Source organism: Enterococcus sp. AZ194, assembly GCF_051713825.1.
GTDB lineage: Bacteria > Bacillota > Bacilli > Lactobacillales > Enterococcaceae > Enterococcus_K.
Genome location: NZ_JBIOQR010000001.1, coordinates 2,325,317 through 2,343,468, shown reverse-complemented (window position 1 = coordinate 2,343,468; position 18,152 = coordinate 2,325,317). Strand labels below are relative to the sequence as shown.

Genomic DNA, 18,152 nt, shown 5'->3' with positions numbered 1-18,152 from the left:
TCAACTATCTCGGCGTTTTACTTTGGTTTGACCGAATTTGTTCCGACAATCCTGGAATTTTTCTATATTTTAATTGGTTTACTTTCAATTATGACCTCTGTTCGAGCATTCCGTGACAAGACTAATAAAGCAAGAATTGGGACTGGCTTATTCTGGTTCATTCTTGGCGTCATCTTTGCGGCAGGAAACTTCATGCCTTATATTATTTCAGGTATTCTTTTATGTATTATCGGCGGATTGACCCTCTTCAAACAAGTCAAGATTGGTAAAATTGCCGAAATAACGGAAAAAGAAGGGGAAGAATCGGCCAAACGAATTGGTAGCTGGGTCTTTTTCCCATCCGTATTACTTGCTGCCTGTGCAGTTGGAATTTCATACACGCCACTCGGAGGTCAAGTCGGGATTGGAATCGCCTCAATCGTTGCTTTGCTCGTAGCAATGGTGATTACACGTGCAAAACCTAAAACTATGTTAGATGATACCGATAGAATGTTCCAATCTGTCGGAACCACTGGGATTTTACCACAGCTCTTAGCGGCTCTCGGTGTGATTTTTAATGCTTCAGGTGTTGGTAACGTGATTTCAAGTGCGATTTCCGGTTTTGTACCTGAAGGAAATCGATTAGCTGGTGTGGTTGCTTACTGTCTAGGTATGGTAATTTTCACTATGGTCATGGGAAATGGCTTTGCCGCATTCACAGTTATAACTGCCGGAATTGGCGTTCCTTTTGTCATGGCACAAGGTGGGGATCCAGTTGTTGCTGGAACACTTGCGATGACGGCTGGATTTTGTGGGACGTTGTTAACTCCAATGGCCGCAAATTTTAATGCGTTACCCGCTGCGTTATTGGAAATGAAGGACACGAATGGCGTTATCAAGACGCAAGCACCCATGGCCTTTATCATGATTATCGTCCATATCGCATTAATGTATTTTTTAGCTTTTTAGACGTATAATAAAAAAGAAGGAAGGATGAATTGCATGAAAATTTTAGTTACAGGATTCGATCCATTTGGTGGCGAATCAACCAACCCTGCGTTAGAAGCAGTAAAAGGCTTACCCGCTGTTATAAAGGGTGCAGAAATTATCAAATTAGAGATTCCAACCGTCTTCAACAAATCTGCTGAAGTCACAAAAAAAGCCATTTTAGCGCACAAGCCTGACGTTGTTCTAAATATTGGCCAAGCAGGAGGACGTTTTACCGTAACCCCTGAACGAGTAGCGATTAATGTTGACGATGCCCGTATCCCTGATAATGAAGGCAATCAACCGATTGATGTGCCCATTCACGAAGACGGAGCCCCTGCTTACTTTACACAGCTTCCAGTTAAAGCGATGGTTCAAGCAATCAAAAAAGCCGGACTACCAGCCGCACTCTCAAACTCTGCTGGAACCTTTGTCTGCAACCATATCATGTATCAAGTCCAATATATGATTGATAAAGAATTCCCAGAGATTCAAGGCGGATTCATACATGTGCCGTTTATCTCATCTCAAGTTGTTGATAAACCAGCTAGCCCATTCATGAGCTTAACAGACATCATCACTTCTTTAGAAAAAGCAATCGAAGCAATTGTCACTTTCGATGGAAAAGAAGATGTCAAAGCAGTCGAAGGAACCACTCATTAAATTTGATTCATAAAAATAGTGCCACTCTTACCTAAAGAAAGAGGTAAGGGTAGCACTATTTTCATTTAACTATTCGAACGATTCTATTTTAATTCAATTCGTTTGCTGTCTTTTTTATGATTTTCAGATTTAGGTAACGTCAAATGCAAGACACCTTTTTTGAATTCACCAGTTATTTTATCTTCGTCGACATTTGGCAAATAGAAGGATCGGTTATAAGAAATCATACTTCGTTCTTTACGAAGATAGTTCTTGTCGTCTTCTTTTTCTTCAGAATGGGTTTCATGTTTGGCAGAAATAGTTAAAGTATCATTGGCATATTCAACAACAGTATCTTCTTTATCGCAACCTGGCATATCCGCTGTCAACTCATACTCCTTATCTGACTCCTTCAAATCAACCTTAGGAGCAGCCGAGGACCCTAAAAAATCATTAAAGGTCGGACTGAACACATCTCTAAAATCTGGAAACATATCACGAATACTTGGAACATTAGCCATAATAAATCATCCTTTCAAATTAGTATTAGTGTTCCTACACTTCAGTAATAACGCCAATTAGAATAAAATGCAAGCAAAAACCCTTATTAAAAGAATTTAAGATTTTTTTTTAGAAATATGATAGAGAAGATATAAGGTTGGGACAGAAGTGTTTAACTCCGAGAACCGGGTAGGTACTGTGCAACATCAACTCATACTTCGTTGTGTTTTACAGCACCGATTAGGTACTGTGCAACATCAACTCATGCTTCGTTGTGTTTTACAGCAATAAGAACCTTCAACTCTAGCATGTCTCATGCGTAGAAGTTGTTGAGAGCGAAACGCAGTCCTTCAATTCTTAAGGTGTTTCACCTTTAGAAATTGATGAGATCGGAGTGTAGATGGAATTCACGGAAACGATAAGAAACACGAAAGCCTTTCTTTCGATGTTGATTGATTCCTACGTGGTGCTCTACAGATTTTTGTGACCAAGTAGGTACTGTTCTACATCTATTTCCTTTGTAAATAGTGTTTCACAGCACCGGGTAGGTACTGTTCTACATCTATTTCCTTTGTAAATAGTATTTCACAGCACCGGGTAGGTACTGTTCTACATCTATTTCCTTTGTAAATAGTATTTCACAGCACCGGGTAGGTACTGTTCTACATCTATTTCCTTTGTAAATAGTGTTTCACAGCACCGGGTAGGTACTGTTCTACATCTATTTCCTTTGTAAATAGTGTTTCACAGCAATTTCAGCTTATTTCCGAACCTTCAACTCTAGCATGTCCCATGCGTAGAAGTTGTTGAGAGCGGAACAACGTGCAGATGGAGTTGCTTCTGTACCCACCGTTTATTCGGATAAAGAGAGTTATGTCCCAACCTTGACTAATAACCTTCGATAATAATTCTTCGCAACTAAAAATCACCTGTTCCATTTAACGAATCATTTTGTATCCGTATTCAAATAATAGTTGCAAAATTAAAAATATATGATATAGTTTAAAAATGAACCGGTTCAATTTTATTATTTTAGGAGATGAACACTATGAAATTTGTAGACAAACTGTCAGAAAAATTATTACCAATTGTGTCAAAAATGAACAGTCAACGCCATTTATTGGCCATCAGAGATAGCTTTATCTTTACGATGCCACTTGTCATGGCGGCATCCGTCATGGTTTTATTAAATGCTCTAATTTTTTCAAATGAAACTGTTCAAAAAGTGATTAACTTGAGTTTTCTGGCTGATTTAGCCATGATCGTCAACAATGGAACGATGAGTATTTTAGCAATTGTTGTTTGTTACAATATTGGTTGGAATTTAGCTTCTCACTATGTTCGTTCTGGACAAATTGATGATCCTGCTTTTAATGCAGTGCATGCTGGGATTTTGAGTATTGCGGTGATGTTTATTCTCATGCCTGTCCAAAGTGTTGTGACGCTTGCTGACGGGAGTACTGCTGAAGTTGGAGGCGTCTTTTTACAAAGTTTAACATCCTCTTCAGGTCTTGCCACAGCAATGATTGCTTCTCTTCTTGGAACCGAACTATTTATTCGCTTGGCTAAATTTAAAAAATTAAAAATCAAAATGCCTGATGGAGTACCGCCAGCAGTAGCCACTTCGTTTAATTCATTAGTACCAGAAATATTAGTTATTCTAATTTTTGCTATTTTCGTATTCGTTTTAGATAAAACAACAGGCTTAAATTTCCCAGAACTGATTGAATTTTTAATCCAAACACCTTTAAAAGCGTTTGTATTATCTGTCCCTGGTATCTTATTCCTACAATTTTTCTCAGATTTTCTATGGGTCTTTGGGATGCATGGTTCAAGTATCTTGGCACCGATTCGTCAAGCACCTTTATTACAGTCTATTCAAGAGAATATGGATGCTTTTTCGGCTGGAAAAGATATTCCAAACATTATTACTGAACCTTTTACAAATGCCTTCGGGTTAATTGGTGGAGGAGGATGTATCTTACCATTAGTGATTGCTATTTTGTGGGCGTCAAAAAGACAAGAGCAACGTCAAATCGCTAAATTTGGCTTGACGACTTGTCTGTTTAATATCACTGAACCGGTGATGTTCGGTTTACCTGTAGTAATGAATCCAATCTTTATGATTCCTTGTGCGATTATTCCTTCGATTAACTTAGTAATTGCCTATTTTGCAACCAGCACTGGCTTAATCGGGAAAACCGTTGCTGCAGCTCCATGGATTACACCACCTGTCTTTCAAACCTTTATCGCAACAGGCGGTGATATCATGGCATCCATTTTAACAGTTCTTTTAATTATCTTAGATGTCTTCTTATTCTTACCATTTGTCTTAGCTGCAAACAAAGAACGACATGAAGGAGTGTCCGAGCTTGTCTAAATATCCCTATCAAAATCCGGAATTATCGATTCGTCAACGTGTAGAAGATTTATTAGGTCGAATGAATGTCCAAGAAAAAGTCGGCCAAGTGAATCAACATCTCTATGGTTGGGAATGTTATAAAAAAGAAGGAGACGGGATTGTTCTCACTGAAACCTTTACCGAGCACGTCGCATGGGGAGGTGGTATTGGCGCCTTATATGGTTTATTCCGCTCTGATCCTTGGTCCAAAGTTGACTATTCAAATGGGATAAAAGCTGTTGATAGCTGGAAAGTCACCAATCAAATCCAAGCCTACATCATTAAAAACTCTCGTTGGGGGATTCCCGCTTTAATCGCCGAAGAGTGTCCGCATGGGCATCAAGGATTAGATAGCATTTCTTATCCGACAAATATTGGTCGTGGCAGCACATTTAATCCTGAATTAATTCAACAAACAAGTGAATTAATGGCACAAGAGCTAGCGGCAAAAGGGGTACATCTTGCCTTGGTTTCAACACTTGATTTAATGAAAGATCCACGATGGGGTCGATCAGAAGAATGTTTTGGTGAAGATCCCATCGTCGGTGCCAAAATGACTGAAGCGATTGTTAAAGGATTTCAAGGGAATCTCATTGAAGACCAAACTGATTTTCTAGATGCTTCTGTTTTAGAAATCAACAAATCGTCTCAACAAATCGGGGTCATTTTAAAACACTGTATTGCTCAAGGGGAAGCGCAAGGCGGACATAATTCAGGGACTGTTCCTATAGGTACTCGAGAATTTGCAGATGTCTACACACCATTATTACACAGTACACGTAATGCGGTTGGTGTCATGGCTGCTTATAATGATATCGATGGGGTACCTTGTCATTCAAATCGAGTCCTTTTTGAGGAAAAGCTGCGCAATGAACAAGGATTTCAAGGGATTGTCATGGCAGATGGGATTGCATTAGATCGTTTGCAGGATGTCTATGAATCTCAAACTGAAGCGGCCGCCGACGCACTAGCCGCAGGTGTTGACTTGAGTTTGTGGGATGAAACCTATACAAAAATTGAAGCGGGCGTTACGTCTGGCATTATCGATGAAGAAGATTTAAACAATTCAGTCAGAAGAGTCCTTGCTATTAAATTCTTACTAGGGTTGTTCGAACAACCGTTTGTCGAAGATCCTAGTAAAAAATGGGCAACTTTATTTACGGAATCAAAAAAATTAAATAAAGCAGTCGCGAAAGAAAGTCTGACCCTGTTAAAAAATACAGGCATTCTACCACTTTCAGATAATGGAAAAAAAATTGCGGTTATTGGACCGAATGCCCATAATATTTACCATTTGTTAGGTGATTATTCTGCCCCTCAGTCTGAAAAACAACAAGAAAAAACTATTTTCAACGAGCTTAAACAACAATTTGTCCACTCAGAAGTGGTTTATGCAGAAGGCTGTGAAATCCGTAACGAAACAAAGCAACAAGAAAAAATGGCAAAAGCTATCGAACTGGCCCAAGAATCAGATATTATCATCGTTGTCTTAGGCGGTTCAAGTGCGAGAAACTTTGATATGGAATTTTTGCGGAATGGGGCAGTTACCTCAAAAGGGATCAACATGGATTCTGGAGAAAACGTCGATGTAGCTTCGTTATCTCTGGGTGGAAAACAAGAGGAGCTACTAACCAAACTAGCGCGTCTCAAAAAACCTATCATAACCCTTCTCGTACAAGGACGTCCATATGATTTAACTAGGGTTGAAAGTTTGTCAGATGCAGTCTTACTCGCTTGGTTTCCAGGACAAGAGGGTGGAAAAGCAATTGCTCAAACACTAATTGGAGAAAACAATCCAAACGGTCGTCTAAGTATCAGCTATCCACGAAATAGTCAACAATTACCTGTTTACTATTATCAAAGAGAGGCTTCGAAACAAGAAAATTACTACGATTTAAGTGGTCGTCCTCTCCACGAATTTGGAGAAGGGTTGAGTTATACCACATTTACTTATGAGGACCTTCAAACGAAAATGAATATTGACAATCTCGAAGTATCCGTTAAAGTTAAGAATACAGGAAGTGTCGCTGGAAAAGTAAGCTCACTTGTGTTCGTAAAACTTTATGGCGGAGCCGTGATTCAACGAAAGAAGCTTTTGAAGGCCTTTCGTAAAGATTTACTGGAACCAAATGAAACTTTAGAGCTTACATTCACACTAACGCCTAACGATTTGCGTTACATGAACGTGGATAATCGCTGGCACTTCGCGAAAAAAGCGAAAATCATGATTGGAGATTTATCATCTGAAATCCATTGTGATTGGTAGGAGTGTATAACGATGGCATCGATTAGGGATGTGGCAAAGCTTGCCGGCGTTTCTTTAGGAAGCGTATCAAGATATCTAAATGGACAACAATTAAAGGAAACCAATATGGAAAAAATTGCGCAGGCAATCAAAGAATTAGATTACAAGGAGAATATCATCGCCAAAGGACTCAAAAACAATCGGAGCTTTTCTATCGGCTTACTAATGAATAGTATTTCCAGCCGATTTGGTTCTGAGGTTGTTTCCGGTATTGAAAAAGTCGCAGAAGAGAATGGGTATAGTTTATTATTAAGTGGCTTTTCTGACGAAAGTAGACAAGTTGATGAAAAAATCAGTTATCTAATGAAACATTCTGTCGACGGATTGATTGTCTTTTTATCTGGAGAAGAATGGGTAGATTTAAAAAAATTGGAAAAAATCCAAGTCCCATTGGTCTCCATTAATTATCCCGATACGCAACAACAAGCAGATGCTATTTTACTCAATGACCGTCAAAGTGTTCGAGAGGTAATCGAACATTACATCCAACAAGGACACCAAAAGATTGGCTATATCTCTGCCCCTCAAGAAGATTATACGGCAAGAGAACGGCTGCTGGGTGCACAAGAAGCTATCGCTATAAATCAGTCTGTAACCTTAGAAATCTACGAAGGGGATTACACCAGAAAAAGTGGGTTTTTAGGGGCCGAACAACTGATCGATAAAGGCGTAACGGCTCTATTTGTCAGTAACTACAACATGTCGATCGGTGCCTTAGAATGTTTTAACCAAAAACGAGTGGTTGTCGGAGAAGAAATTGTTTTTGGCCACTATGACTATTTAGACCAAGGTGAACAAAGCATTCTTCCGCAAATCACGATTAACCCTCCTACAGCCAAAATAGGGGAGACTGCAGCCACCATGATGCTCGAACGAATCAAACAAACGCCAAATGAAGAACTTGAGAAGAAAGTCATCCTAATGAATAATGAGCTGTTTGGTCTGACAACCTGATTTTTTAGTGCTTGATTAAACCTCTAGAGCCTATAGCCTGTTAATAAAGGTGTTATAGGCTCTAGTTATTTAGATATCAATTTCACATCCCGTACCCATACTCAAGTCGTCTCTTTTTTAAGGATGTCTTTAAATTCAGATTGATAAATAATTCGGTCTTGTTTCGCCGATTCATAGGCCAAGCTAGCAATTTTCACCGTATATAAACCATCGTAGCCTGTAACAGGCTCTGGTAAATCGTTTTTAACACACTCAATAAAGGATTGAATCATTTCAACATCCATACTTTTCTCAAAAAGTGTAAACTCCTGGGAAGAATCTCGAATGAATAAATCACTTTTCCTTCCAATCCCATCCACAATCACTTGACCTCTGTCTGTAATAATTTCTAGCGTCGCATCGCCCCATATAGGAAAATTTAACGGTCGGTTCCAGGATGTATCTAGGCTCATAAAAACTTCATTTGTAAAATTAATATGAATTAAACCGCTATCCTCAATATCAGAATAAGTAGAAGCATGTTTCATTGTATAAATTGAATCAATCTCAAATTCAAACAACCATTTAGTTAAATCAATCAAATGAATCATGTGATCAATGATGGCTCCTCCTCCCGCCAGTTCTTTATTTAAAAACCAACCGCCAGGATTTTTACCATGATTCGTACCATTAATACAAAGAATTTTTCCTAATTCGCCTGTTTGGTAGATTTTTTTTAATTCTAAAATAGTTGGAGAAAATCGTAGAGGATGGGCAACCATTAGTTTCACATTGTGCTCTCGACAGACTAAAATCATACGAATTGCATCTGAAGTATTTAAAGCGAGCGGTTTTTCGATAATCACGTGTTTCTTATGATAGGCTGCAGCCAAGGTATAGTCATAATGCAAAGAGTTTTCAGAACAGATCAGAACCGTATCAATCTCTGAAAGAAGAATTTCTTCAATATTATCATAATAAGTAATGTTCATTTTTTGTGCAAAGTTCAAACCAGTTACATGGTTTCGGTCATAAACGCCTGTAACTTGTATGCCTTCGTCTAAGAATATCCCTGTATACACTTCTGTCTGCATATGAGCACACCCAATAATTCCAACTTTCATATATCGTCCTCCAGTTCAAGCTTCTTTCGACTTACACAACTTTCTTCAATTTTCCTCATTAATTCTTGTACTATATTTACAGAGTTTTGTGCTTTATTTTCTGGTAAATAGTTGGCTTGACTTAAGTACGTTGAGTGAAACGAAGTTGGCTGCAATGAATCATATTGATACATTCCAACAGCGCCAGATAATTCTACTAACTTACGGTAGCCTGTTACACTTCTCGAAAAATCTAATAAAAGGTTGCACAGCGACTGATTAACAAACTGCATGGTAATAATATAGAGTGAACGCTCGTTATTTGAGGAAGCATAAATTCTTTTTGGTCTATGCTTATGGCAGGCTAACAGAAACTCGAGCACTTCCTCCATAATCTTCACTTCCTCTTCCTTAGAAAAGGAGTCTGTTGACAAAGAATAGCGACTAATTTCAATTTTTCCTAATGTTCCATTGTTCACAAGTCTTAACATGTGTGCCTCTTCAATTTTCATCCGCTTCCTCCTATAATAATGAATCAAATTGTTCATCAATTGATTGAATTGATTTCTTGTACGTAGTCGGACTTAATCCTGTATATCGTTTGAATGTCTTGGAGAATTGATGAATACTCTCATACCCTAAGTTCTGAGCAATTGTCGTAAATAACTGATCATCTTCTCGTATCCAAAGCTTGGCCTGCTCCATTTTTAATGTTCTAAAATAGTTAATTAAACTATAGCCAGTATCCTCCTTAAAAAACTTTTTCAAAGAGGTAGGGCTAATAAAGAAGTGCTTTGCTAATTCTTTTATCGTAATATTTTCACTCAAATTCTTTTCCATAAAATGAATAACCTCATTAATTAACTCACGACTGTATTCCTTTGACAATTTCCCCGATTCTATAAACATGATTGGCTGTTTTTTGTAATTGGTCAAATATAGAAGCTCTAAGAAGTAAATAATCATTAACTGTATCTGGAACACAGGTACTTCTAACAATGAGATTTCTCCATTAACTAGATTCGCATCCCCACATTGACAGTTAGAAAAAATTTTTTCTAATAGATCCAATTGTTCATCAGATGCTTGGTGTGTTTGGTTCAACAAAGTAGAGAGGAACGCTGTATCTGCTTCTTGGCAAGAAAATTCAACAAGTAAAAATTTGACTGGTAGTTCTCTGGTCTCTAGAAGGTGATCTTGAAGTCTTTTAATGACACAATACTCACCTGCATGGACTTGGAGTATCTGGTCATCATAATCCACTATCAAATTACCAGTAGTAACAAAATACAGTCGCCAATAAAAAAAAGAAGTAGGGCGTTTTTTTCCTTTCGTATCACACTTCAGATAGGATAAGTTCGATAGGTTAATAGTCGGAAGGTTGACACCACTAGTTGGTCGTTTACTATCCATGTATCCGTAGAACCTCCTTTATGAGTATAAATAGATTATGTCATATTACGAATACGTTTTCTTATGTAGAAATAAGAATTGCCTAAAAAGACAAATAAAAAGTCCTTTTGGATAAATAAACGTAACCTAAAATAAGTTATTTTGTACTTACGGATTGAAACCGCATACAAAAAAACAGAAAGGAAATACTCTCATGTCAATTTACGTTCAACTCAAAAAAGCATGTAAAGAAAATAAACTAAATAAGATATCCTTTATTCGATTATCTTATTTTGAAAATGAACCAACAGCCATAAGTACAATGAAAGAACAAGTAATCTCGCTTGTCGAGCAATTATCCAATGGCAAGTTAACAGACGTCCATGAGTTAGTGAATCAACAGACGACTCTTATTTCGGGTCGATTAGATAAGAAAGGACTCTTTAATATAAGTCTCGCAGTAACAAAAGTTGCCAGTCCCATACTGAAGGTTGAACTCGTTGGCGAGCATGTAATGATTCAATTAGACACCTCTACAGACAGCGCATTTGGAGGAACCTACCACGGAAGTTTAGTCACTCACTTTCATTGAAAAATAAAGTATCAGGAGTTGAAAAAAATTGAAATTATGTATCCTAGGCGTGGCACATATGCACGTGACTAGTTATTTAAAGATATTTATAGATAAGAAAATTGACATTTTAGGTGTATACGATAACGATCCAGTCAGAGCGGAACAATTTGCGAAAAAAAATCAGCTACTTCGCTTTGAATCATTAGATGAGTTGTTAAAAACTGACTGTGATACCGCATTAATCTGTTCAGAGAATGTTTTTCATAAATCACTTGTACTAAAAGCCGCAGCGGCAAACAAACACGTGATTGTAGAAAAACCAATGGCGCTTTCTGGTGACGACGCACAAGAGATGATCGATGCAACTCAACAAGCAAATGTGAAATTGATGGTTGCACATCCTGTTCGGTTTTCAAAAGTTGCCCAAGATATGAAACAGATACTCCATACACATTCACTAGGAAAGCTACGTTCAATCAATGCATCAAATCATGGCAAGAATCCCGGGGGGTGGTTTATTAATCCAGCGCTTTCTGGTGGGGGAGCTTTAATTGATCACACCGTTCATATTTGTGACCTTGTTCGTTATTTTTTTGATCTTACACCGAAAACCGTAACAGCTTACAAAGAAAGGAGCATGCCTTCCTTACTCGTAGAAGACATTGGCTTAGTTCAGATTCGTTTTGAAACAGGGGTCATCATGTCGCTAGATACTTCATGGAATAGACCTCACTCTTATCCTGTTTGGGGAGATGCTGTTATGGAATTAGTTTTTGAAAAAGGTTACTTAGTTATGGATGGCTTTGGTCGCAAGATGTCTGTATTCAACGACTCAAAAGGAGGGCAATCTAATTTTTATTATGAAGAGGACATGGATCTATTAATGATTGAAAAATTCATTCATGCAATCGATGAGAACGAGCCTTCTCCAGTTAACGGTGAAGATGGTTTATATACGGTAAACATCACTGAAACTGCTTTTAAATCCGCTCAGAAAGGAGAAACAATTAATTTATGAAATTACTAAAAGGAATGAACGTTTGGTCTCTACCAAAAAACTTAACATTGAGAGAACAATTTCAACTCGTTAAAGAAGCAGGTTTTGATACGATTGAGTTAAACGTATCGGAAATAAACAGTCAACCAACCCTCGTTAGTGAAGAGCTTGCATTGAGCGACGTCCCTTATTTAACTCTAGATAGCACATCAAATGAGATAGGGAGGCTCCTTGATTTAAGCAAAGAATTTGCTCTACCTATTTCTAGTCTATCCACCTCTTTACACTGGACCTATCCATTAAGTTCATCAGATACCTTGAAAAGAGAAAAGGGTATCACCATTGTAAAAAAAATGCTTCAGTTTGCAGCACAACTTGAATGCGACACCATCTTAGTTGTCCCAGGACTTGTGACCAAAACAGAAGCTTATGATGAATGTTATAGCCGAGCTAGTCAGGCACTCAAGGAACTTGCACCGCTTGCAGAAATGAAAGAAGTAACAATCGGCTTAGAAAATGTTTGGAATAAATTCCTTTTAAGCCCATTAGAAATGAGAACTCTGATTGACACAATTGGTAGTCCCTATGTAGGTGCCTATTTTGATGTCGGAAATATTCTTCAATACGGGTTTCCAGAGCAATGGATTCAAATTCTTGGTCACAGAATAGCAAAGATTCATGTAAAAGATTTTAATCAATCAATTGGAAACATTCAAGGGTTCACCTCGCTTCTAGCCGGTGATATAGACTGGGCAGCAGTCATTTCTGCACTAACAGCTATCAACTATAACGGACCTTTGACTTGTGAACTATCTCCATATAAACAATTTGGAGAGCAGTTGACTTTTGATAGTAGTCAGGCGCTTAATCACATCATTTCATTACAAAAAAAGGAAATAGGAGGAACAAATAATGATTAGAGTAGGTTTAGTTGGTTTAGGATTTATGGGAAGTTCACATTTAAGTCAATACATGCGTTTGATGAGGGAGGGCTTTCCCATTGAACTAGTGGCAATTTGTGATGTCAATACCAGCAAAAAAGAAGGAAAGCTAACACAAGGAAATATTGATATCAGTGATAAAAGCATTGATTTCCATCAATTCAACTTTTATACAGACATGGAAAAAATGATTGAGACGGAAAAGCTTGACTATGTTGACCTTTGTTTGCCGACTTATCTTCATGCACCTTATGCAACCAAGGCTATGGAAAAAGGGTTACATGTATTTTGTGAAAAACCAATGGCCATCTCATCAAAAGCTTGTCAAGAGATGATTGATGCTAGCGTTAAATTCAAACGCAAATTAATGATTGGTCAAACATTGCGATTCTTTCCTTCATATAATTACATCAAAGAAACAATAGAAAGTAATCGTTATGGTAAATGTACAGAGGCAAGCTTATTTAGAGGCGGAACTACTCCTTTCTGGTCTTGGGAAAACTGGTTACTCCAAAAAAATAAGTCAGGTGGTTGTTTACTTGATCAACACATCCATGATGTAGATACAATCAACTGGTTATTCGGCACACCAACTGCCGTTTCAACAACAGGAAGGGTGGTCTTTGAAGGCAGTGGTTATGATGTAGTTTCAACAAACTATCTGTTTGATGACAAAGTAGTCAACGCGCAAGATAACTGGACAATCAATAATGATGATTTTGGGTTTACCATGAGTTTCCGTTTTAGTTTTGAAAAAGGGACCATCATACTAGAAAAAGGGAAACTAACTGATTATCCCTATGATCAAGAAAGCTTTGTCCCTCAAATTGATTCAGAGAGTGGCTACTACATTGAAATTAAACATTTTGCCAACTGTATACTTGAAGGAACGGATCCACAGATAGCTGCACCTTTAACAAGCACAATGGAAACTATTCGAATTGCCGAGGCCGAAGTAGCTTCTGCGGATTCGAAAACAATTGTGCCCCTATAATAAAGCAAGAGACAGCAAAGGGCGAGTTAAATTTTTAATAATTGATTTCTACTGCTCTTCTTTTGCTGTCCTTTTCATCTTACGTGAATGAGCCTATAAATAAACGAATGGAGTTGACGATACAGATAATGAAAGCCACACACACATTCAAAGAACGATTATCGGCCTTGATTCAACAAGAAATTCTACCAAAAATCAATGACAATTTAAAAACTTATAAAACAACTTTCCCAAGTCCAAATTCTGAAAATCTGATTTATGAAGCGTGGGAAAATATTGAGTGGACACCAGGTTTTTGGACGGGGATGCTCTGGCATGCGTATCAAATAACCAATGACGAAATCTATTTAAATACTCTTTACACATTACTTCCTACTTTCAAAGACCGCATGGATAACCAAGTGATGTTGACCACCCATGATATTGGGTTTATCTATGGTTTATCGACTTATCCAGCTTATTTACTAGTCGGTAATCAGGAATACAAAGACCTCACGATACAAGCCGGCAACACCTTGATGCAACGTTATAACCGAACGGCTAATGTGTTTCAAGCGTGGGGGAAAAGTAACGATTTAAACCAACAAGGAAGACTAATTGTTGATTCTCTACTGAACATGCCTTTATTATTTCAGGTCTCCAAACTAACAGGCAACCCAATGTATGCACAATCGGCAAAAAAACATATCCAACGCTGTGCGCAATTTCTAATGCGTGAAGATTATTCAACCTACCATACCTATTACTTTGATACCTTGACTGGTCGACCACGATTTGGTAAAACTGCTCAAGGAAAATCCGATGACTCTACTTGGGCTAGAGGTCAAGCTTGGGCAGTATTAGGTTTTGCTTTAAATTTCACGTATACGAAGGATCTTACTTTACTTGAAAAGGCTAGCCAAGCTGCAGACTATTATTTGACGAAACTTCCCGAAGACTTAGTTCCATACTGGGATCTGTCCTTTCAAGAAGGCGAAGAGCCTAGAGATAGTTCAGCTGCGGCTATCTTGGTATGCGGATTACTTGAGCTATCAAATCATCTTCCTCTATTAGATGAAAAAAGAACCCGTTATGAAGAATTTGCCATAAAAATCATGTCTTCTTTAATCGACACCTATACCACAAAAGGATTGAAGTCGACTGGTATTTTAAATCATGGAGTCTACTCAGTTCCCCATGGAAATGGCGTTGACGAGTGTTGCATTTGGGGCGACTATTTCTTTTTCGAAGCGGCCTTACGTATGTCAGAAAATATTTTACTATTTTGGTAGGAGGAAAATGATGAAAAAAGATATACAGAAACGCGTTGTAGTAGGAGTACTTCTAATGCTTCTGATTCTCGTCAGCGGATGTTCAAAAAAAGAGGATCAAACTTTGAAGAACTTTAACGTTAACCAAGAGCCCGTAAAAGAGGCGACACTATCTATTTATGTTCCTCAAGGAAAAAATGAAAACTATATTACAAAATCAATTGAGCTATACAATAAAAAATATGGCGCCGATATAAAAACTAACATTACCAATGTGACCCCTGGTGGTAGTACGACTCAAATGATTTCCCCAAAAATGGTCGCACATGAAAAAATGCCGGAAATTATTTTTATTCAAGATACAAATGCCGCTGGAATTCTACAGCTATTCTCAGATTCATTTTTAAGCGCTTCAGATTTTGGTTTCTATGATAAATATGCTGCCGATTTTTACGAACCAAAAGTAGATGTTCTAAACAAGATGTCAGAAGGTGGACGAGCGACTGCCTTTCCAAATGATTTTGGTGTAGCCGTCACTTATTATCAACCCGAATTATTTAAAGCGGTGGGTGCAAACTTTGAGGATATAAACTCTTGGGATGAGTTAATTGATATTGGAATAAAAATAAAAGAAAAAACAGGTCATCAACTACTTGCCTTATCGACAGCCGGAGAAGTAGAGCAGGTCTCAGCTATCATGGATCAGCTAGATACTCCTTTAATGGATTCATCCGGAAATATTAACCTTGGTTCAAAAGCAGCTAAAATTTCAGCTGAAACTCTTCAAAAATTAATTGATAACAACTTAATAGCTTGGACTACGGACAGCAATGGAGAAAAAGTGAAACAAGATATGGCGATTAATTTGACTGGGAGTTTTTACGCATCAAACATGCAAATGAATTTCCCTAGCGCAAAAGATAAATGGCGTGTCGCTGAGTTTGTACCTTTTTCAGAAGAAAATCCAGGGAAAACACCATTAAGCGGAGGCTCTAGTTGGTATGTACCAAAAGATTGCGACTATCCATTAGCCGCGGCTCAGGTACTAACTTTTATGTTAACCGATCCAGATGCACTAAAAATTGCTCTAGAAGAAGGTGTCATGATTTCCAATCGAGAAGCGTTCAAAACCGATGCTGCTCATAAAGAATTTGAGTATTTTGGAAACCAAAAAATATTGGAAATTGTTGCTAAAGCAAATGAAAATGGGGCGGCTATTAATATTTTCCCTAATTCAACGGATAGCCGTGCCTATGTGGGAGCTGCTAGTTATGCGTATTGGAAAACGAATGACTTTGAAAATTCTTACGTGCGAGAAGCAACAAACTTCGCAAAAAAATATGGATTAAAAGTTAACAAATAGAACAGTAATAAAATGAGAAAGAAGGCTACAATATGGAGAGTTCACATGAAAAAAAGAGCTTACTCGTGAAAAGTTCAAGAGAGAAAAAATCTCGTTTGTCAGACCGAGTAAATGAAAGCGGGTACTATTTCGTATCACCGTTTCTATTATTTTTTGCCTTTATTGTTTTAGTCCCTGTAGTCATATCATTGTTATTTAGTTTTATGCGTATAGGGACAGGATTCACGTGGGTAGGCTTTCAAAATTATATCGACATGTTTCGTGACCCGCTACTGTTTCAGTCCTACTACAATGTTTTATTGTTAATGGTGTTTTCAATTCCCATTACAATGATTCTTGCCTTATTTTTAGCTGTCTTATTAAACAGCACCCATTTAAAAGGAAGAGGATTCTTTCGGACCGTTTATTATATCCCAACGGTTACTTCTGTTGTCGCTATTGCTTCTGTTTTCATGACTTTCTTTGATCCTGCTGGGCTATTTAATTTGATTTTAAATAGGTTTGGTATTGAAAGCATTCAGTGGTTAACTCATCCGTTTTGGCTACGTGTTTCCATGGTTATTACAGTTGTCTGGATGAATACTGGGTACAATACCATTCTATTTCTTGCAGGGCTTCAAGGATTACCCACTGAAATTTATGAAAGTGCTGAAATAGATGGTGCATCAAAAGTAAAACAATTTTTCTTGATTACGATTCCATTACTCAAATCAATCATATTAATGGCCGTCGTCTTAGCTACTATCGGTGGTTTATCCACCTTCGAAATTCCAAATATTTTCTTCGGAAGTTCAAACGGACCAGAAAATGCTGCATTAACAGTAGGTGTAAACCTTTATAAAACGAGTTTTGAAGCGGTAAACTTTGGTAAAGCTTCTGCAATTGCTTGGTCTATGGTATTTGTTGCCTCTATTATTTCAGCAATCCAATTCAAACTCGGAGGAAAAAACGATGAAAAATAATCGACGAACTGCCAATAAAATTTTTCTATATTTAATTATCATCTTAGGAGCCATCGTCTTTTTAATTCCTTACGTCTATATGATTTTTGCCTCTACTCAAAATAATGAAATGATTATCGGTGGGGGACTAAACTTCAAGTTTGGTTCATCTCTCGTAGATAACTGGAATGCTTTAATGAGTCGGTTTGACTATGGGCGTGTCTTATTTAACTCACTATTCATCGCTTGTGCTAGTACTTTTTTAGCAACAGCAAGCTCGACAATGGCTGGTTATGCGTTAGCAAAATTTGACTTTCGCGGAAACAAGACTATCTTTCGACTCATCATGCTCGCTCGGATGGTCCCTGGTTTTACCACTCTAATTCCCTTGTTTTATCTGCTTAGTCGGATGGGGTTAACAAATAGTTATGCAGGTTTAATTATTCCAGCTATTGCTGCGACATCATCCGTTTTTATCATGCGACAATATATTTATCAGTTTCCAAATGAACTGTTAGAGTCTGCTCGAATTGATGGGGCGAGTGAGTGGCGAATTTTTATTTCTATTGTTATTCCTGTGTTAAAACCGACAATCATTACTAATGCCTTACTCATTTTTATGGGCAGCTGGAACAGTTACCTGTTTCCACTTGTAATGATTTCTGATCCTAAAAAATTTACGGTTTCTCTTGTAATTAAGAACATGTCCGTAGCAGGGATGGAACCTATTAACTATGGTGCGCTAATGCTAGTGTTGACCATTTCAGTAATTCCTATCATCTTACTGTACTTCTTTGTTCAATCAAAATTTAAAGATGTCGGTGTAAGCTCTGCAATTAAATAGAATCT

At 37.7% G+C, this 18,152-nt stretch carries 17 protein-coding genes; 13 read left to right on the top strand and 4 right to left on the bottom strand.

Annotated features, from left to right (window positions below; translation table 11 throughout):
* Positions 1–27: 27 nt before the first annotated feature.
* Together IGI37_RS10950 and pcp are read left to right on the top strand one after the other, a co-directional pair.
* Entirely contained in the window at positions 28–948 is a 921-nt protein-coding gene (locus IGI37_RS10950) for a DUF979 domain-containing protein (RefSeq protein WP_438763636.1), read from the top strand.
* A 33-nt stretch (positions 949–981) separates the two neighbouring features.
* Complete coding sequence (pcp, locus tag IGI37_RS10945; RefSeq protein ID WP_438761882.1) at positions 982–1,629, top strand: pyroglutamyl-peptidase I; 648 nt, start codon at positions 982–984, stop codon at positions 1,627–1,629.
* Between the two features lie 83 nt (positions 1,630–1,712).
* Here the strand turns inward: pcp and IGI37_RS10940 are convergent, their stop codons facing one another.
* Positions 1,713–2,129 (bottom strand): Hsp20/alpha crystallin family protein, encoded by a 417-nt coding sequence (locus IGI37_RS10940; protein WP_438761881.1) that lies wholly within the window; start codon positions 2,127–2,129, stop codon positions 1,713–1,715.
* 1,028 nt (positions 2,130–3,157) lie between these two features.
* On the opposite strand from IGI37_RS10940, the gene IGI37_RS10935 reads away from it, so the two are divergent.
* From IGI37_RS10935 to IGI37_RS10925, 3 genes are read left to right on the top strand one after another with little or no spacing between them, the layout of a single operon-like run.
* Positions 3,158–4,489, top strand: coding sequence for a PTS sugar transporter subunit IIC (locus tag IGI37_RS10935; RefSeq protein WP_438761879.1), 1,332 nt, complete (start codon positions 3,158–3,160; stop codon positions 4,487–4,489).
* A complete protein-coding gene (locus IGI37_RS10930) occupies positions 4,482–6,776 on the top strand; it encodes a glycoside hydrolase family 3 N-terminal domain-containing protein (RefSeq protein ID WP_438761877.1) in 2,295 nt (764 codons plus the stop codon). Before IGI37_RS10935 ends, IGI37_RS10930 begins: the two co-directional genes overlap by 8 nt.
* A gap of 12 nt (positions 6,777–6,788) precedes the next feature.
* Positions 6,789–7,769 carry a LacI family DNA-binding transcriptional regulator gene (locus IGI37_RS10925; RefSeq protein ID WP_438761875.1) on the top strand — a complete coding sequence of 327 codons (981 nt, stop codon included), beginning with the start codon at positions 6,789–6,791 and terminating at the stop codon, positions 7,767–7,769.
* Between the two features lie 101 nt (positions 7,770–7,870).
* Here the strand turns inward: IGI37_RS10925 and IGI37_RS10920 are convergent, their stop codons facing one another.
* From IGI37_RS10920 to IGI37_RS10910, 3 genes are read right to left on the bottom strand one after another with little or no spacing between them, the layout of a single operon-like run.
* The gene (locus IGI37_RS10920; protein WP_438761873.1) at positions 7,871–8,872 is read right to left on the bottom strand and encodes a Gfo/Idh/MocA family protein; all 1,002 of its coding nucleotides are present in this window, start codon (positions 8,870–8,872) and stop codon (positions 7,871–7,873) included.
* On the bottom strand, positions 8,869–9,363 hold the full coding sequence (locus tag IGI37_RS10915) for a hypothetical protein (RefSeq protein WP_438761871.1): 495 nt from the start codon (positions 9,361–9,363) through the stop codon (positions 8,869–8,871). The genes IGI37_RS10920 and IGI37_RS10915 overlap by 4 nt, the downstream gene beginning before the upstream one ends.
* Before the next feature lie 10 nt (positions 9,364–9,373).
* Positions 9,374–10,264, bottom strand: a complete 891-nt coding sequence (locus IGI37_RS10910) for a helix-turn-helix transcriptional regulator (protein ID WP_438761870.1) — start codon at positions 10,262–10,264, stop codon at positions 9,374–9,376.
* Positions 10,265–10,457: 193 nt separating this feature from the next.
* Here IGI37_RS10910 and IGI37_RS10905 point away from each other — a divergent pair, with 193 nt between their 5' ends.
* The 8 genes from IGI37_RS10905 to IGI37_RS10870 all read left to right on the top strand — a co-directional run bounded on the left by IGI37_RS10905 (position 10,458) and on the right by IGI37_RS10870 (position 18,147).
* A complete protein-coding gene (locus IGI37_RS10905) occupies positions 10,458–10,835 on the top strand; it encodes a hypothetical protein (RefSeq protein ID WP_438761869.1) in 378 nt (125 codons plus the stop codon).
* 28 nt (positions 10,836–10,863) lie between these two features.
* The gene (locus tag IGI37_RS10900; protein ID WP_438761867.1) at positions 10,864–11,835 is read left to right on the top strand and encodes a Gfo/Idh/MocA family protein; all 972 of its coding nucleotides are present in this window, start codon (positions 10,864–10,866) and stop codon (positions 11,833–11,835) included.
* Complete coding sequence (locus IGI37_RS10895; protein ID WP_438761866.1) at positions 11,832–12,734, top strand: sugar phosphate isomerase/epimerase family protein; 903 nt, start codon at positions 11,832–11,834, stop codon at positions 12,732–12,734. The genes IGI37_RS10900 and IGI37_RS10895 overlap by 4 nt, the downstream gene beginning before the upstream one ends.
* Positions 12,727–13,749, top strand: a complete 1,023-nt coding sequence (locus IGI37_RS10890; protein ID WP_438761865.1) for a Gfo/Idh/MocA family protein — start codon at positions 12,727–12,729, stop codon at positions 13,747–13,749. Before IGI37_RS10895 ends, IGI37_RS10890 begins: the two co-directional genes overlap by 8 nt.
* 128 nt (positions 13,750–13,877) lie before the next feature.
* The gene (locus tag IGI37_RS10885; protein ID WP_438761863.1) at positions 13,878–15,020 is read left to right on the top strand and encodes a glycoside hydrolase family 88 protein; all 1,143 of its coding nucleotides are present in this window, start codon (positions 13,878–13,880) and stop codon (positions 15,018–15,020) included.
* 10 nt (positions 15,021–15,030) lie between these two features.
* A complete protein-coding gene (locus tag IGI37_RS10880; protein ID WP_438761862.1) occupies positions 15,031–16,362 on the top strand; it encodes an ABC transporter substrate-binding protein in 1,332 nt (443 codons plus the stop codon).
* A gap of 32 nt (positions 16,363–16,394) precedes the next feature.
* Positions 16,395–17,324 carry a carbohydrate ABC transporter permease gene (locus tag IGI37_RS10875; protein WP_438761860.1) on the top strand — a complete coding sequence of 310 codons (930 nt, stop codon included), beginning with the start codon at positions 16,395–16,397 and terminating at the stop codon, positions 17,322–17,324.
* On the top strand, positions 17,314–18,147 hold the full coding sequence (locus IGI37_RS10870) for a carbohydrate ABC transporter permease (RefSeq protein ID WP_438761858.1): 834 nt from the start codon (positions 17,314–17,316) through the stop codon (positions 18,145–18,147). Before IGI37_RS10875 ends, IGI37_RS10870 begins: the two co-directional genes overlap by 11 nt.
* The last annotated feature ends 5 nt before the right edge of the window (positions 18,148–18,152 follow it).

Bases quoted from the DNA above. Each gene is read 5' to 3' on its own strand.
- pcp (WP_438761882.1), top strand. From the start codon at position 982: ATGAAAATTTTAGTTACAGGATTCGATCCATTTGGTGGCGAATCAACC.
- IGI37_RS10875 (WP_438761860.1), top strand. From the start codon at position 16,395: ATGGAGAGTTCACATGAAAAAAAGAGCTTACTCGTGAAAAGTTCAAGA.
- IGI37_RS10915 (WP_438761871.1), bottom strand. From the start codon at position 9,363: ATGAAAATTGAAGAGGCACACATGTTAAGACTTGTGAACAATGGAACA.
- IGI37_RS10920 (WP_438761873.1), bottom strand. From the start codon at position 8,872: ATGAAAGTTGGAATTATTGGGTGTGCTCATATGCAGACAGAAGTGTAT.
- IGI37_RS10940 (WP_438761881.1), bottom strand. From the start codon at position 2,129: ATGGCTAATGTTCCAAGTATTCGTGATATGTTTCCAGATTTTAGAGAT.
- IGI37_RS10880 (WP_438761862.1), top strand. From the start codon at position 15,031: ATGAAAAAAGATATACAGAAACGCGTTGTAGTAGGAGTACTTCTAATG.
- IGI37_RS10885 (WP_438761863.1), top strand. From the start codon at position 13,878: ATGAAAGCCACACACACATTCAAAGAACGATTATCGGCCTTGATTCAA.
- IGI37_RS10870 (WP_438761858.1), top strand. From the start codon at position 17,314: ATGAAAAATAATCGACGAACTGCCAATAAAATTTTTCTATATTTAATT.
- IGI37_RS10895 (WP_438761866.1), top strand. From the start codon at position 11,832: ATGAAATTACTAAAAGGAATGAACGTTTGGTCTCTACCAAAAAACTTA.
- IGI37_RS10890 (WP_438761865.1), top strand. From the start codon at position 12,727: ATGATTAGAGTAGGTTTAGTTGGTTTAGGATTTATGGGAAGTTCACAT.
- IGI37_RS10910 (WP_438761870.1), bottom strand. From the start codon at position 10,264: ATGGATAGTAAACGACCAACTAGTGGTGTCAACCTTCCGACTATTAAC.
- IGI37_RS10935 (WP_438761879.1), top strand. From the start codon at position 3,158: ATGAAATTTGTAGACAAACTGTCAGAAAAATTATTACCAATTGTGTCA.
- IGI37_RS10925 (WP_438761875.1), top strand. From the start codon at position 6,789: ATGGCATCGATTAGGGATGTGGCAAAGCTTGCCGGCGTTTCTTTAGGA.
- IGI37_RS10905 (WP_438761869.1), top strand. From the start codon at position 10,458: ATGTCAATTTACGTTCAACTCAAAAAAGCATGTAAAGAAAATAAACTA.